Origin of the sequence: Butyricicoccus sp. AM78-15b2TA (genome assembly GCF_027665985.1) — a bacterium.
Classification (GTDB): domain Bacteria; phylum Bacillota; class Clostridia; order Oscillospirales; family Butyricicoccaceae; genus Agathobaculum; species Agathobaculum butyriciproducens.
Genome location: NZ_JAQEHY010000001.1, coordinates 296,559 through 310,694 on the forward strand (window position 1 = coordinate 296,559; position 14,136 = coordinate 310,694).

General features: G+C 56.9%; 14 protein-coding genes. 4 read left to right on the plus strand and 10 right to left on the minus strand.

Translation table 11 applies throughout. The annotated features are described in order from the left end of the window. Window positions 1-57: 57 nt before the first annotated feature. On the plus strand, window positions 58-738 hold the full coding sequence (locus tag PGS25_RS01605) for a hypothetical protein (protein ID WP_270417445.1): 681 nt from the start codon (window positions 58-60) through the stop codon (window positions 736-738). A 17-nt stretch (window positions 739-755) separates the two neighbouring features. Beyond that, window positions 756-1,415 carry a hypothetical protein gene (locus PGS25_RS01610; RefSeq protein WP_270417446.1) on the plus strand — a complete coding sequence of 220 codons (660 nt, stop codon included), beginning with the start codon at window positions 756-758 and terminating at the stop codon, window positions 1,413-1,415. A gap of 109 nt (window positions 1,416-1,524) precedes the next feature. Here PGS25_RS01610 and PGS25_RS01615 read toward each other — a convergent pair whose 3' ends face one another. The 8 genes from PGS25_RS01615 to PGS25_RS01650 form a co-directional block, all read right to left on the minus strand. Next, a complete protein-coding gene (locus tag PGS25_RS01615) occupies window positions 1,525-3,186 on the minus strand; it encodes a glutamine--tRNA ligase/YqeY domain fusion protein (RefSeq protein WP_270417447.1) in 1,662 nt (553 codons plus the stop codon). 135 nt (window positions 3,187-3,321) lie between these two features. Beyond that, a complete protein-coding gene (gene gltX / locus PGS25_RS01620; RefSeq protein WP_227600637.1) occupies window positions 3,322-4,974 on the minus strand; it encodes a glutamate--tRNA ligase in 1,653 nt (550 codons plus the stop codon). 1,040 nt (window positions 4,975-6,014) lie between these two features. Beyond that, window positions 6,015-6,347 (minus strand): hypothetical protein, encoded by a 333-nt coding sequence (locus PGS25_RS01625; protein ID WP_118760472.1) that lies wholly within the window; start codon window positions 6,345-6,347, stop codon window positions 6,015-6,017. Between the two features lie 50 nt (window positions 6,348-6,397). Then, window positions 6,398-6,913 carry a Gx transporter family protein gene (locus tag PGS25_RS01630; protein WP_118479424.1) on the minus strand — a complete coding sequence of 172 codons (516 nt, stop codon included), beginning with the start codon at window positions 6,911-6,913 and terminating at the stop codon, window positions 6,398-6,400. Window positions 6,914-6,925: 12 nt separating this feature from the next. Next, entirely contained in the window at window positions 6,926-7,297 is a 372-nt protein-coding gene (locus PGS25_RS01635) for a NusG domain II-containing protein (RefSeq protein ID WP_118760470.1), read from the minus strand. Continuing rightward, window positions 7,287-8,336 (minus strand): FAD:protein FMN transferase, encoded by a 1,050-nt coding sequence (locus tag PGS25_RS01640; RefSeq protein ID WP_158580183.1) that lies wholly within the window; start codon window positions 8,334-8,336, stop codon window positions 7,287-7,289. Before PGS25_RS01640 ends, PGS25_RS01635 begins: the two co-directional genes overlap by 11 nt. A gap of 374 nt (window positions 8,337-8,710) precedes the next feature. Beyond that, on the minus strand, window positions 8,711-9,151 hold the full coding sequence (locus tag PGS25_RS01645) for an HIT family protein (protein ID WP_227108968.1): 441 nt from the start codon (window positions 9,149-9,151) through the stop codon (window positions 8,711-8,713). A gap of 80 nt (window positions 9,152-9,231) precedes the next feature. Next, window positions 9,232-10,296 carry an FkbM family methyltransferase gene (locus PGS25_RS01650; protein ID WP_270417450.1) on the minus strand — a complete coding sequence of 355 codons (1,065 nt, stop codon included), beginning with the start codon at window positions 10,294-10,296 and terminating at the stop codon, window positions 9,232-9,234. Window positions 10,297-10,611: 315 nt separating this feature from the next. On the opposite strand from PGS25_RS01650, the gene PGS25_RS01655 reads away from it, so the two are divergent. Together PGS25_RS01655 and PGS25_RS01660 are read left to right on the plus strand one after the other, a co-directional pair. After that, entirely contained in the window at window positions 10,612-11,085 is a 474-nt protein-coding gene (locus PGS25_RS01655; protein WP_270417451.1) for a hypothetical protein, read from the plus strand. Next, entirely contained in the window at window positions 11,085-11,942 is an 858-nt protein-coding gene (locus PGS25_RS01660; protein ID WP_270417452.1) for a hypothetical protein, read from the plus strand. The genes PGS25_RS01655 and PGS25_RS01660 overlap by 1 nt, the downstream gene beginning before the upstream one ends. A gap of 76 nt (window positions 11,943-12,018) precedes the next feature. Here the strand turns inward: PGS25_RS01660 and PGS25_RS01665 are convergent, their stop codons facing one another. Beyond that, window positions 12,019-12,996 (minus strand): TPM domain-containing protein, encoded by a 978-nt coding sequence (locus PGS25_RS01665; protein WP_270417453.1) that lies wholly within the window; start codon window positions 12,994-12,996, stop codon window positions 12,019-12,021. Between the two features lie 13 nt (window positions 12,997-13,009). Beyond that, complete coding sequence (locus PGS25_RS01670) at window positions 13,010-14,116, minus strand: hypothetical protein (protein ID WP_118285294.1); 1,107 nt, start codon at window positions 14,114-14,116, stop codon at window positions 13,010-13,012. Window positions 14,117-14,136 lie beyond the last annotated feature (20 nt).

Genomic DNA, 14,136 nt, shown 5'->3' on the forward strand with positions numbered 1-14,136 from the left:
AAAAACGGGTAGAGCCGCAAGGCTCTGCCCGTTTGCTTTTTAAGAGGAATTTCCTGTATGAATCTTTTTCGATCCAAGAAAAATCTGCTGCTGCTTGCGGCTTCCGTCATCGTCTGGCTGGGCACCTGCCTGCTCGCCACGCACTGGAACACCGTGTATGACGGTGCCGTCGGCGGCTTCCCCGCCTATCTGTGGGTATTTGCGCCGGTCGCGCTCATTTTCAACATTTTTATGAACAGCAGACCCAGTAATCCCGACGGCAGGGATCACAGCCGCTGGGCGCAGGCGCTGCTCGTCTTTCTGGTGGCGCTGATGCTGTTCATTGCCCTGCTGTCCGGCATGAACCCGCTGTATGAGATCAGCTTCTGGTGGATTGCGGCGCTGATCGTGCTGTCCTTCATCGGCCTGCTGATCGGCAAGTGCATGAACCACCCTCTGCAGGAGGCTTCGCTGCGGCAGTCCGCCTATACCATCTTCCTGCTGTACCTGTCCTACGCCATCGCGCAGCTCGGCATGATCGCCGTGCTGCATCCGGTGTCCGTTGACGAAATCATCCGCACCGGAGAAGCGGCTGGCGGTCAGAGCGGTGAATATGTCGGTCGGCTGACCAGCGATACCGCAGAGCACCCCCTCGGCGTGTATTTCTTCACCAGCGCGGATAAATCGCAGTGGTACTACTACGATGTGCTGACCGGCGAAGCCGCTGCCGATTATCACAGCGTCTACGAACCCGCTTAACAAATCGAGGTACTCTTATGCTTGAAATCATCAAGGACCCGACCTTTGCCGAGCGCAATATTCCGCTCGGCATCCTCGAAGTCACCTACCCTGACCGTTCCCAGTGGAACGCAAAGGAATTTTACGACCTCGTTCATGCCGAGCTCGACCAGCTGCACGAAAAGTACACGGATTACGACCGCAAGGCCGTTTTCGGTGAAAACCCGTACTTCCGGTTTTTCAAGAAGTTCAAAAAAACCTATCCTGTCATGCAGCAGTTTGAATCCGTGCTGTTCAAGGGCCGTCCGTTCCCCGAGGATGACCCGGTGATGGGTGTTCCCTTTCTACTGGAGCTGACAACGTTCGTACTGTCCGGCACGCATGACATCGACCGTATGGACGGCCCGCTCACCATCTTCACACCAAGTGAGAAGCTGCCGTTTCCGGGTATGCGCGCTGCAAGCACACACACCTATCCCAACGACATCTGCGGCCGTGACGGCACGGACGTCATTTTCAGCATGATCGCGGGCGCGGACAACCGCACCTGCATCCATCCGGACAGCCGCCATATGTTCCATCCTGTGTTCGGCACGCCGGATACCGATAAGGCGGTTATCGAGAACGCACTCCGGCGGCTCGAGTTCTTCGTGAAGGTTCTGGCGCCGAATGCGGTCGCAGAAAGCACAATTCTGTAACGAATTTACACTCAGGTTTTCTGTTTTCGCAGGGCGGAGCAGTTTAACCCTTAACTGCAAAACAAAAAAGCTCTCTGAACAAAGTTCAGAGAGCTTTTCTTATCTGTGCTTACTTTTTCAGCGTTTTTGCAAAGCTGTCCTTCAGAGTTACAATGCGGTTGAAGCGGCCGCTCTCGCGGTCCTTGCAGTAATAGCCCATGCGGACAAACTGGAAGCGCTCGCCTTCCTTGGCATCAGCCAGCGACGGCTCGAGCTTGCAGCCGGTCAGCTTCTTGAGCGAATCCGGATTGAGATAATCCAGATAATCCGTGCCCTCCGGTACGTCATTAACGTTCTCGAGGGTGAACAGATTATCGTACAGATACAGGTCCGCATCAATGGCGTGCTCAGCGGATACCCAGTGGATCGTGCCCTTGACCTTGCGGCCGTCCGCCGGCATACCGTTGCCGGTTTCGAGGTCAGCCGTGCAGCGGAGCTCCACGATCTCGCCGTTCTCGTCCTTGATGATCTCGTTGCACTTGACGATATACGCGCCCATCAGACGAACCTCGCCGTCCGGCTTGAGGCGCTGGAACTTCGGAGGCGGAACCTCCGCGAAATCGCTCTTTTCAATATACAGCTCACGGGTGAACGGAACCTTGCGCGTGCCAGCTTCCTCATTGCGCGGGTTGTTCGGCACTTCGAACTCCTCGCACTTGTCCTCCGGGTAGTTGGTGATGGTGAGCTTGATCGGCTCGGTGACTGCCATGCGGCGCAGCGCGGTCTCGTTCAGCTCCTCGCGGATGCAGTGCTCGAGCAGCTTGATGTCAACCAGCGAGTTGGCCTTTGCGATGCCGGCGCGCTGTACAAAATCGAGGATGGCGCTCGGCGTGTAGCCGCGGCGGCGCAGCGCACACAGCGTAGGCATACGCGGGTCATCCCAGCCCTCAACGTGCTTTTCAAATACCAGCTGGCGCAGGTAACGCTTGGACATAACGGTGTGCGTTACGTTCAGGCGGGCAAACTCGCGCTGCTTGGGATGATGCGGCAGCGGGCAGTTGTCAACCACCCACTCGTACAGCGGACGGTGGTTCTCGAACTCAATCGAGCACATGGAGTGCGTGATGCCCTCAAGTGCGTCCTGAATCGGGTGTGCAAAGTCGTACAGCGGATAGATGCACCACTTATCGCCCTGACGGTGATGGTGTGCACGCACGATGCGGTAAATCGCCGGGTCGCGCAGGTTCATGTTCGGACTTGCCATGTCGATCTTGGCACGCAGCGTCTTGGAGCCGTCGGCAAACTTGCCGTCGCGCATGTCCTGGAACAGCTGCAGGTTTTCCTCGACCGAACGGTCGCGGTACGGACTCGGCTTGCCCGGCTCGGTCAGAGAGCCGCGGTACTGGCGCATTTCCTCCTGCGTCAGATCGTCAACATACGCCTTGCCGTCCTTGATCAGCTGTACCGCGCAGTTAAAGCAGGTTTCAAAGTAGTCCGAGCCGTAGTACACACCGCCGCTCGGCTCCTCGCCGGTCAGCCACTTGATGTCCTCCCAGATGGAGTCTACATACTCGGTATCCTCCTTGACCGGGTTTGTGTCGTCATAGCGCAGATTGAACAGGCCGTTGTATTTTTTTGCGATAGACCAGTTGATGAAGATGGCCTTAGCCGAGCCGATATGCAGGTAGCCGTTCGGCTCCGGCGGAAAGCGGGTGTGGATGCGCTCGGAAAGACCGTTTTTAATATCCTCGTCGATGATTTCTGTGAGGAAGTTGTTTACATTCTCTAACATTTATTATTCTCCCTTGGAATTGAGAATTGAAAATGGAAAATTGAAAATTGCGGTATCGCGCTGCGCGCGATGATTTAATTCCGCCCTTTGGGCGGCTCCTTCATTCTCCATTATCCATTTTACATTTTCCATTATTCAGAGCGCATCTGCGCACTTAGACAGGCGTTCCAGAACCTTTTCCTTACCCAGAATACCCATTACGGTCTGGAGATCCGGTGCGTTCTGGCGGCCCGCCACTGCTACGCGGACAACCATGGACACATCACCGACGGCGCCCTTATAGGCGGACGGGTCAGCCTTATACGCCTTGGTGTCGGCGGCGTAGCCGTGTGCAGAAGCGATCTGCTTCATCTTGTCGAAGAAGCCGTCCGGCGTATCGTTCTCGTCGAACATGCCTGCAAAATCGCTCAGAATTGCCTTGGCGTCCTCAGCGGAAACGCGCTCCGGCATGGTGTAATCCGGCTGGAACAGCTCGTCGAACATGAAGTCCATATAGCCCTTGGCATCCGACCACAGCGCGAGGTCCTTGCGCGGCTTTTTGCCGCCGCGGCCGATGGCGAGGTACGCCTTGGAGAATGCCGGGTCGCGGGTCAGCAGTGCGTTAAACTCCTTGTCGTTGACAGCAGACCACTCGGCAACAAAGTCGTAAACCTGCTCTGCCGTCATGCGCGAAATAACGTTCTTGGAAACGTCGCGCAGCTTTTCAATGTCAAACAGCGCACCCGAGCCACTCATCTTCTTGGTGGTGAACTGGAAATCGTTCATCGGCAGGTCCGGATTTGCGCGGCGCCACTCCTCGAAGTTGGAGTTGAGGAGCGTCATCAGGTACTCCAGTACCGCCGGCACCGGATAGCCCTCCTGCGCGTAGAACGTCAACGCCAGTTCCGGGTCCTTGCGCTTGGACAGCTTGCGCTTGCCGCCGGTCTCCGGGTCGATCTTCATCAGCTGGGCGGTGTGTGCGTACTTGGGTGCCTTCCAGCCCATCGCGCGGAACAGCTGCAGGTGTACCGGCAGCGTTGCCAGCCACTCCTCGCCGCGGACAACGACGGTCGTGCCCATCAGATGGTCGTCCACAACGTGTGCAAAGTGGTAGGTCGGGATGCCGTCAGACTTGAGGATAACCACGTCCTGATCGTTCTCGGTGACTTCCATCTTGCCCTTTACGAGATCCTCGTGACGGATTTTATGCTCAATGCTGCCCTCCGAGCGGAAACGGACAACATACGGCGTGCCCTTGGCAAGCTCTGCCTCGATGTCCTCCATCGGACGGTCGCGCCATACGGCGTACTTGCCGTAGTAGCCGAAGTTCTCCTTGTTCTTCTCCTGCTGCTCGTGTGCGGCGGAGAGCTCCTCCTCGGTGCAGAAGCACGGGTACGCCATGCCGCGCTGCACGAGGGACTTGACGAAGGTCTGATAGATCTCGGCACGCTGGCTCTGTCGGTACGGACCGTAGATGCCAGTCTCGCCGTCAGTCGTTGCACCCTCGTCGAACGGCAGGCCGAACGACTTGAACGCGTCAATGATCATCTGCACGCCGCCCTCTACCTCACGCTTGCGGTCAGTGTCCTCAATACGCAGATAAAATACGCCCTTGGACTGGTGCGCCAGGCGCTCATCCACCAGTGCGCCGTACAGGTTGCCGAGGTGCATGAAGCCGGTCGGACTTGGGCCCATACGGGTTACCTTTGCGCCCTCGGGCAGCTCGCGCTTGGGATAGCGAGCCTCCATCTCCTCCGGCGTGGTATTGATATGCGGAAACAGCAGTTCCGCCAAACGGTTGTAATCCATTTATTTCTCACTCCAACTCGTTAGACTGCGCGGAGACGCGGTTTGTGCGCTCCACGAGTGTTTTTCCCATAATAGTATTATTTTAGCACACGATTGCGGTCTGTGCAAGACGTAAACTGCGGTTTCGCTGCTTCCTGCGCATATAGAATGGGCGCCAACCTTTAGCGGGGAGGTTCGCCGCACCCGCGGCGGCGGGCAAGAGGGTAGACACCTGCGGTTTCTAACCTATGATTTTCACTCCTTTCCCTAACGGGGGAGTGTCGCTTGAGAAGCGAACGGAACTGCGCTGACGCCGCGCGGGCGCACAAGAGGGTAGACACCTACGGTTTCCACCCTCTTGTGAATCTCCCCTTTCCCTTAGATGGCCTGGCGCAGATTGCCGACATGTGACCGCTGCGAAATACGGGGAACGGCAGAGGATTTTTTCTCTGCTGCGGACGAACTACCTTCGGAGTCCGTCCTCTTGAGCAGCCTATTCGCAGTGTCGGCGACCGTACTGCTACACAGGCGGTTTACTCTACGCAGGCGCGACATAACAGTGTCGCGCAAGTCGTCAGCACGTTATAATAGACAGGGCCTGCGAAGATAAATTGTACCAAACGCTTAATTCGTAGGTGCCGTGCGGTATAACGTGTTAAAGAGTTGCGCGGCACTGCTATGCCGCGCCCAGCGGAGGTTTTCTGGTCTGTGTAGCAGTACGCTATCTGTGAACTGCGAATATTTCACGAAAGACACGCTGCGGTAACCCGACTGCCGTTCCCCTTTTCGCAGCGGTCACATGTTGGCAATCTGCGCCAGACTATCCAAGGGAAAGGTAGGAGTTCAAAGAGGAAGGGAAACCGCAGGTGTCCCTTCCTTTTTGCCCCAGCCGCGGGTGCGGCAGTCTCCCGCGCTCCGCAGAGCGCAACTCTCCGCTGAGGTTCAGCGAAAAAACTGCCGCCCGGACAGGGCGAACCCGCTGACGCAACTCGTGTGCCCCAGTGCGTCGGTGCAGAAGAAACAAAGAAAAACGGCACAGCTTACGCCATGCCGTTTCTGTTTTACGGATTCTCCGCCGGAGCATTCGTACCGTTCGCCGTATTCGGCCGCTTCGCCGCGTTATTGTTATCTCCGGTCACGGCGTCTGCACCGTCGCGGATGGCGTTGCCTGCCTCATCCATCGCGTCTCCGACGGCGTTGCCTGCATCGTCCACGCCGTTGCGAACATCATCACCGACGGTATTCGTGTTGGTGTCGTGCCGCTCATCAACAGCGTTGTTGGTGCCGTTGTTGGTGCCATTGCCGTTGTCTGTGCCGTTATCCTTGCTGTTGCTGCCGCAGCCGCAGACGAACAGCATCGTCAGCGCCGCCAGCAGGGCGATCAGCTTTTTCATAGCAGTCCCTCCTAATCTGTTTTCGTTAGTATGAGGCTGCTTTTTCAAATTTATGCACCGAAATCAATTTTTTTAAGATGATGTAATACGACCGAGCAGGTCAGCCCCGTCACCAGTCCGAGCGGCACGCTCATCACGAGCAGGAACGGCAAATATGCGATCACGGCCCAGTTTTTCAGCCAGATCACAGCCGCTGCCATCTGCCCGATATTATGCGCCGCGGCGCCGCCTACGCTCACGCCGAACAGTGAGCAGAATCTGCCTTCGGCTTTGAGCAGGATTCCCATCACGATGAGCGACAGCAGGCCGCCGAACAGCGAGAACAGGAACGCCGACACGCTGCCCATCAGCAGCGAGGAAATGGCAACGCGCGTTACCACGATGGCGAATGCGTCTCTCGCGCTCAGCCGCGTGAGCGCAAACAGCGTCACCACGTTCGCTAGCCCTAATTTGACGCCGGGCACGGGCACGATGGCATCCAGCGGGAACATACGCTCAACCAGCGAGAGCACAACAGCCACCGCCGCCAGCATACCGCAGAGCGTCAATCGTTTTGCATTTTTCATGTGCTGCACCCCTTACGATGCCACAGCGTCGATGCCGCTGTCATTCACGCCGACCAGCTTGAGCACCACGCGGTGAGGCAGACAGACCGCCGCCTGTCCGGCATGGGTAAGTGTACCGGTGCGCACGCACACCTGATCCCGACAGTCCGCGTCCGCCATTTTCGCTGTTTTGCCCGAGAGCACAATGGTGTTGCCGTCCAGCTTGATCGTGCGGTCGGTCGCATCGGTCAGCTGCACCCGCTCGATGAGCGTATCGTTCTGCCAGACCTCGGCGTACAGCTTGTCGCCGGAGCTGTGGAACGCCAGCGCTGCCGCCAGTGCGCCTGCCATCACCAGAACCACGCCAATGATGATAAAATCACCGAATTTCAGCTTATTCCGCATAGGTGTATCCCTTTTTCTCGCCGAGAAACTCAAACGTGCAGTCCCCTGTCTTGGATGTGGTGTACACCTGCTTGTCCGAGGTGATGAACACGGCCGCAATCTTGTTTTCCTCGCAGAATTTCATGCCCTTATCCAGACCCATGACGAACAGCGCCGTTGTCAGCGCATCCGCCTTGGTCGAGCAGGGATCAATGACGGTCACGCCGCGCAGGCCGCTGTCCGCCGGATACCCTGTTGCGGGGTCAAAAATGTGGTGGTAGCGTTTGCCGTCCTTTTCAAAAAAGCGCTCGTAATCACCCGAGGTAACAACCGAGCCGTCCCGCAGCGACACCACCGCAATCGAGTCCGTGTTGTCGTCCGGATCGGCAATGCCGATGTTCCAGTTGTCCGTGCCGCTGTCTGCGGTTTTGCCGCCGTACATCTCGACATTGCCGCTCAGCCGCGCCAGAACGTGCCACTGATCCGAGGTGTCGCTCTCCACCATTTCGTGCACGATGTCGCCTGCGTAACCCTTGCCGATACCGCCCAGATCGACCTGTGCGCCATTCAGCAGCTGCACCTGATTGTTGCCGAGCAGCTTGACGTTCTGATAGCCGACATGCGTCAGCGCTTCATCAATCTCGCTCTGCGCGGGCACACGCGCGTTGTCCGTGCCGATGCCCCAGAGGTCGGTCAGCGGCGCCATCGTCGGGTCAAACGCACCGTTTGTCATCTCGGCGTACTCGAGCGCCTTCTCAAGCGCGGTGTAGGTGTCATCGCTCACCTCGGTCGGCTGACCGTTCGCGTGGTTCAGCTTGTAGAGATCGCCCGCCTGCTGCGTGCGCGAGAGCGCCGCGTCCAGCTGATTGACGCGCTGCTCGATCTTAATCGCCATGTCCTCTGCCGCGCTTTCGCTCTTTTCGCTCGACACATCGACCGACATATAGGTGTCCATCGCAAAAAAGTCCTCGGTGGTAGTATAAAGCTGTGCACTGCTGCCGCTTGAGCCGCAGCCGGACAGCGCAAGCAGCAGCATCGCCGCTGCAAAATAGCGTTTCATAGCATTGCTCCTTTGTTTATACAATACGAAATCACTGTACATTATACCGCACGTTCCCGCAGCGCGCAAGTATCATATAAGACAAAAAACAGCACCGAACCGTCGGCTGTCGCGAAACTACAGTTTCGCCGACAAGCAGGAACGGACCGTGGGCCGTTCCAAAGTCGTCCGAAAGTTCCTATACAGAAACTTTCTCCCTCCAGAAGTTCAAAAAGGGTGATACATGCTCCCCCTTTTTGAGCATTTGCAGAGCAAATGCTATTTCATGCGCGCTGCCGCGCGATACCTGAAACAACAAATTCTAAACTTTAGGTATAAAAAACAGCACCGAACCGCAAAGTTCGATGCTGTTTGTGACTTATGCAGCCAAAGGATTAAAGGCCAAGCTCCTTCTGGAGAGCCTCGATCATTTCCTTGTACTCCTCGTCCTTCAGGATAACCGGCTCCGGATTGGTGATGGCAAAGCTGCCGCCGAACTCAAAGCCGCCCTCGTACTTCGGTACGATGTGGAAATGCAGGTGCGGATTGCTGTCGCCGAACGAACCGAGGTTGATCTTGGTGCAGCCCCACAGCTTCTTAATAGCGCCGGAAGCAGCAGCCAGATCTGCACAGTAATCGTTGCGCTCCTGCTCGTCGCACTCGCACAGCTCCTTCTTATGGCTCTTGAGCGCCAGTGCGCAGCGGCCCTTGTGTGCCTGATCCTTGAACAGGTACAGGGTACCTGCCTTCATGTCGCCAACCTTAAACATGATTGCTTCGCGGCCCTCATGGTGCTCATCACAGTAAAAACAGCCCATTGTTATGATCTCCTTCATGTATAAATTCTCCGGCAGGTCACACCCTGCCGTAATCTATCTTTATTATACAACGGCCCGACCGGGATTTCCACTGTTTTTTATATTGCGTACAAATTCGTATCCCAAGCCGGAACATAAGGATGGTGACGCAGATACAGCCGGTAGTTCGGCTGCAGCGCATGGATGAGCAGCGGCAGCTGAAAGAAATCCTCACTGCGGTGATAGGCAGCAACGTTCAGCTTGGGTGCGTACTGCCGAATGGTTTTCTCGGCGCCGGCGATGGCTTCGCGCTCTGCGCCCTCCACGTCCATTTTAAGATAGGTGCACGGGCGGCCGGACAGCACGCTGTCGAGCGCACGCATCTGCGTCTCTTTGCCCTGCCCCGCTACGCGGGACTGGCGGCCTGCCTGATCGGTGAAGCATTTGACCGTGTCCTCGTTCCACGCGCCCGCCTGCACGAGCGTAACATCGCCCGTGATATTGGCACTCGCCCACTCATTCAGCTTGCGGAAGCTGCGGCGATCGGGTTCGAGGGCGGTAACGGACGCAAACTTGCCGTCCGTGTAGTGCAGCAGCTCGCGGATGGTGTCGCCGTTGTATGCGCCGAGGTCGGAGAAATGCTCCTCTGCGGTCGGGCGCAGGAGATTATGAAACACCTCATCCTTGTCGGATTCACTGTGGCGCAGGTATTCCATTTTGCCGGACAGCTTGAAGCGCACGGTATCCAGAAAAACCTCGCGCGACAAATCATCTGCCAGAAGATCATACGCCCGCTGCATCTCGTCCTGGTGCGCGCGCACGAAATCCTCATCGAACAGCGGTCCCTCGACCACCGGCACGTCCGGCGCCACCACGTCGTATTTTTCCTCGAGCGCATACATCAGCTGCAGCACCTCGGGTCTCTGGCTGGCGAACGCAATCACGATTACGATGTCCTCGCCCAGCTCGGCTACCGTGTCCGACAGCTTGCGCACGCAGAACCCGTGGAACAGATTGCCGCGGGCAAATTCATCACTTGCGAACACCGCAGACGCGCGAATGCCCAGACGGTCAAACTGCGCAAGTATTTTGTCTGCGCCGTCGCCCATGCCGTACAGCGCGATTGGACGCGTTTCTTCCTGCAATCGGCGCCAGACCGACTGCTCTAACGATAAAAAATCCATAATTTCTCCCATTCTATATACAAATGACATTTATCTAACTTTTACCGTAGGGCGGGTGCCTCACGGTAGTTGTTTAATCCAATCCGCAGAATTGATATTGTGCTAACCGGATAAAACGTACGCGCAATGCGCGCCCCTACAATATTTTACATGGTACAGCATAATCAACCGACCGGAACACCGTATCTGTTTTCTCCCTACTATTATACGAAAACCATCTGCGGATTGTAAAGCCAAAATTTTGCTTGTTTGCGGTTGCGGATTGCGCTCCCTTCATATATAATTATAATTAGTGAATGAGAGGTGTGTGGTGTTATGTCCAAGCCGAACGGTATTGTGGCAATGAATCCGGAAAAATACCGCGAGATCGACGGCGTTGTGTTCGACGAAGCGAGCTATGCGCGGCATTGCCAACCGAAAACCGAAGAAGCACCTGCTCCCGAGACCGCACCCGAAGCAAGTGATCCGGCACAGTCTGCCGCACCAGCACCTGTTTTCGCGGTGGACCCCTACCCGGAGGGCTGGTATCCGGCCGATGACGAGCGCCCTCCGGTGCCCATCATGGGCGGCGCTGTCCCCTCGACAGCAGGTGAGGAAACCGCTGTCTCCGCATCCGGTGAAACTACCGTTATACAGACCGTTTGCGTGCCGTGCGGCTCAGGCTCCGGCTCGTATGTGACCTCGTACACCACCTCTTACCGCACCAGTTATTCCGGTTCCGGATCGGGTTCGTTCCGGTTCGGTTCCGGCTCGTGCCCGGTCGGCGGCTACGGATTGGAGCTGATCTGATGCAGGCGTTCCACTCCAACTGGACAAAGCCGTTTTTCGTCCGCAATCCCCATATGGAATACCGAATCGAGCCGTTTGAACTGCTCACGACCGCGCTTTCCGCGCTCGAGTGGCGCAGGGAGAACGGTTCGATCCGCATGATCTGCGACACACCTGCCAAGCGTTATTATGAATCGCTCGGGCTTTGTTTTTTGTGGGATGACGGCGTGTATCCTCTGTTGGACACCATGCCCGAGGACATAAACGCCACAGCCTTCTGGGCGGCCGGCAAGCTGTACGCGCTCTCCGCTGTGCCATCGCCGTGCGTGATGCTTGATACAGATTTCATCTGCTGGAAATCCATCAGTAATCTGCTCGACGGACCGGACACCGCAGCCATCCACCGCGAGGACATTACGCCGTCCATCTATCCGGATCAAACGGCATTCGCCAAAACCGAAGGCTTCCCGCTTGATTCATTTGACTGGACGGTACAGCCGTTCAATACCGCGCTCGCCTATTTCGGCAATGACGAGTTCCGACGGTACTACACGGACACCGCCATCCGCTTCATGCGCTGCTCACCGGATGCCGACGACACACTCACCTACATGGTGTTCGCCGAGCAGCGGCTGCTCGCCATGTGCGCCGAGAAAAAGCACGCGCATGCGGCTGCCCTCAGTGACCTGCCTGCGCTGTTCGGCGGTGCGCAGAACGGATATTTTACCCATATCTGGGGCTTCAAGCAGCAAATGCGGGAGAATCCCGAGTTGTATGAGGATTTCTGCAGACGGTGTGCCGCAAGGCTGCAGAAGGACTTCCCGAAGGAATCCAAAACGATTGCGAAAATTGCGGAATTATCTCCGTTTTTTGCATAAAAAAAGACAGCCTGTCGGCTGTCTTTTTGCTTTTTGTTTACGGAAAATGCAGCTATGTTCATTCTCCGTTTTCCATTCAGAATTTACCGCTTCTCCCATGTCCCGAACTGCTGGTATGGCTGACGCTGCCGGAAAATCCGGCTCCGCCGTGACCGCCGCCGGTCGAGTTGTTATTATTGTCATTTCGCGGAATCTGCCGCCGCTTCTGCGAGGTATAACGGTAAATATCGCGGCTGAGCGTCAGATTGAGGCCGCCGTTTCCCACATACCGGTTTGCAGTCGTCTGTGTATGCACGGATTTCATCTGCGAACGGAACACCATGCACACGATCAGCGCCGCCACGCACGAAATGAGCAGCGACAGGCCGAATGCACCGCCGAGCGAAAACGAATCGTCCGCTGTGTCTTCCTGCGTACTGTCCGAAATCTCGACCTCATTATGCACCGGCACACCGGCTTTGCCGCCTTCGGCTACATGCTGCAGATACCACTCACAGCCGGAAACGAAGTCCGAAAAGCCGCCGTACCAATCATCGTTTCCGAAATTATCCAGGAAATACGACTCCAAATCCTGCAGGACCGCATCGCTGAAAATCTCCTCGGCTTTCGCGCCGTGCGCATAGGTCGCAAAATCGCGGTCATCCAGACTGATGAGCAGCGCCACGCCGTCGCCGTCCTCGCTCGCACCCAGATCAAGCTCGTTGTAGAGCTGCTCTGCCGCATCATAAGCGTCATCGCCGTACGGCGTGTAGTCGTCAATCGTTATGATGCCGACACCGATGCCGTATTTCTCCGCGATCGCCCTGATTTTTTCCTCGAGCGTGTCAATCTGGACCTGCGTCAGCACCTCTTCATAGTCGAACACGCGCGGCTTGTCTGCCGACGGGTCAATCGAATCCGTACCGCCGAGCGGTGCGGTCTGGTCAGTTTCCTCCGTCTGGGTGGTCGAGGTATCGCTCTCATCCGTTATATCGTCCTCAACCGCAAAGGCCGGAAACAGCAGCAAAAGCACTGCTAAGAGCGCAGCCAGACGCAGTTTTCTCTTGTTTTTCATCTACGCCGCCTCCTTACAGAAAATACAGCAGCGCCGTCAGCACCGCAGTCATGGGCGCGGCAACGGCGGCAAACAGACCCCAGAACCGTTTTCTGTCCACCGGCAGGTCACCGACCATGCGTCCGGTCTGACCGTTCATCGCAAACATGTAATTCTTGCCGTTCCAGCGGGTATTCAGCATCCAGACCGGCAGCAGCGCGTAATGTACACCGGTGCGTTTGAGGTGAATATCCTCGCCGGTCGGCGTGACCGAGGTATACGGACGGCCGTTTCGCGCGGTTCCCTGCAGCGCATCCGACAGCGACTGCCGACAGCGCTTGTCCGCACGGCTGCTGCTCTCCTCGATGGAAACATCGAACTTATCCGCGAAAAATCCGGGCAGATAGGCGGTCGAAAATGGCTTCAGGCCGGCATAATCAAACGGCTCGATGGAATCCATATAATCATCCGGCATCTTGCGCGATGCATCCACCGGAACACGGCTGAACGGCAGCGTGCCCGCGCGCTGCACCTCGTAAAAGCTGGTCTCGGTGATTTCCGTGTCTCCGTGACGGAACACGCGCGTGGTCGTCGCCATGTAATTCGCGCTGCCTTCGGCTTCGCCGTCGAACAGCCAGAACGGTACATAAATGCCGCGCAGCTCCTCGATATGGTTATTATCGCGGAACAGCTTGGGCAGCAGCAGCTTTCCCTTGTAATGCTGCTTGAGCGCGGAAACCGCATCCTCCTTGCTCAGCTTGAACGGCAGTATGTAGTCCGGCTTGAGAATGCCGCTGAACTGCTCGGGAATGACGGTCGGGTTGCCGCAGTACGGGCACGAGGTCGCCGCCGTGGTCTCCTCGCAGATCAGCTGCGCACCGCAGGACGGACAGCTGTATACGCGCATCTTGTCTGCGTCCGTGCCCCAGTCCTCATCTGCGGAGGACTGCCATTCACCGGTGTCGCTCCCTGTCTCCGGCTGAGACGCGGCCTGCTGTTCCTTTTCAGCGTACAGCTTTTCGATCTCTGCCGGGTCAAATGACGAGCCGCAGTAGTCGCATTGCAGCCGTCCCGCGGCGCCGTCGTAGTGCAGCGGTCCCGTGCAGGACGGGCATTGGTAGTTTGTTGCTTTGTCTGACATTTCTTCACCATCACTTTTTA

Bases quoted from the DNA above. Each gene is read 5' to 3' on its own strand.
- PGS25_RS01605 (WP_270417445.1), top strand. From the start codon at position 58: ATGAATCTTTTTCGATCCAAGAAAAATCTGCTGCTGCTTGCGGCTTCC.
- PGS25_RS01610 (WP_270417446.1), top strand. From the start codon at position 756: ATGCTTGAAATCATCAAGGACCCGACCTTTGCCGAGCGCAATATTCCG.
- PGS25_RS01615 (WP_270417447.1), bottom strand. From the start codon at position 3,186: ATGTTAGAGAATGTAAACAACTTCCTCACAGAAATCATCGACGAGGAT.
- gltX (WP_227600637.1), bottom strand. From the start codon at position 4,974: ATGGATTACAACCGTTTGGCGGAACTGCTGTTTCCGCATATCAATACC.
- PGS25_RS01625 (WP_118760472.1), bottom strand. From the start codon at position 6,347: ATGAAAAAGCTGATCGCCCTGCTGGCGGCGCTGACGATGCTGTTCGTC.
- PGS25_RS01630 (WP_118479424.1), bottom strand. From the start codon at position 6,913: ATGAAAAATGCAAAACGATTGACGCTCTGCGGTATGCTGGCGGCGGTG.
- PGS25_RS01635 (WP_118760470.1), bottom strand. From the start codon at position 7,297: ATGCGGAATAAGCTGAAATTCGGTGATTTTATCATCATTGGCGTGGTT.
- PGS25_RS01640 (WP_158580183.1), bottom strand. From the start codon at position 8,336: ATGAAACGCTATTTTGCAGCGGCGATGCTGCTGCTTGCGCTGTCCGGC.
- PGS25_RS01645 (WP_227108968.1), bottom strand. From the start codon at position 9,151: ATGAAGGAGATCATAACAATGGGCTGTTTTTACTGTGATGAGCACCAT.
- PGS25_RS01650 (WP_270417450.1), bottom strand. From the start codon at position 10,296: ATGGATTTTTTATCGTTAGAGCAGTCGGTCTGGCGCCGATTGCAGGAA.
- PGS25_RS01655 (WP_270417451.1), top strand. From the start codon at position 10,612: ATGTCCAAGCCGAACGGTATTGTGGCAATGAATCCGGAAAAATACCGC.
- PGS25_RS01660 (WP_270417452.1), top strand. From the start codon at position 11,085: ATGCAGGCGTTCCACTCCAACTGGACAAAGCCGTTTTTCGTCCGCAAT.
- PGS25_RS01665 (WP_270417453.1), bottom strand. From the start codon at position 12,996: ATGAAAAACAAGAGAAAACTGCGTCTGGCTGCGCTCTTAGCAGTGCTT.
- PGS25_RS01670 (WP_118285294.1), bottom strand. From the start codon at position 14,116: ATGTCAGACAAAGCAACAAACTACCAATGCCCGTCCTGCACGGGACCG.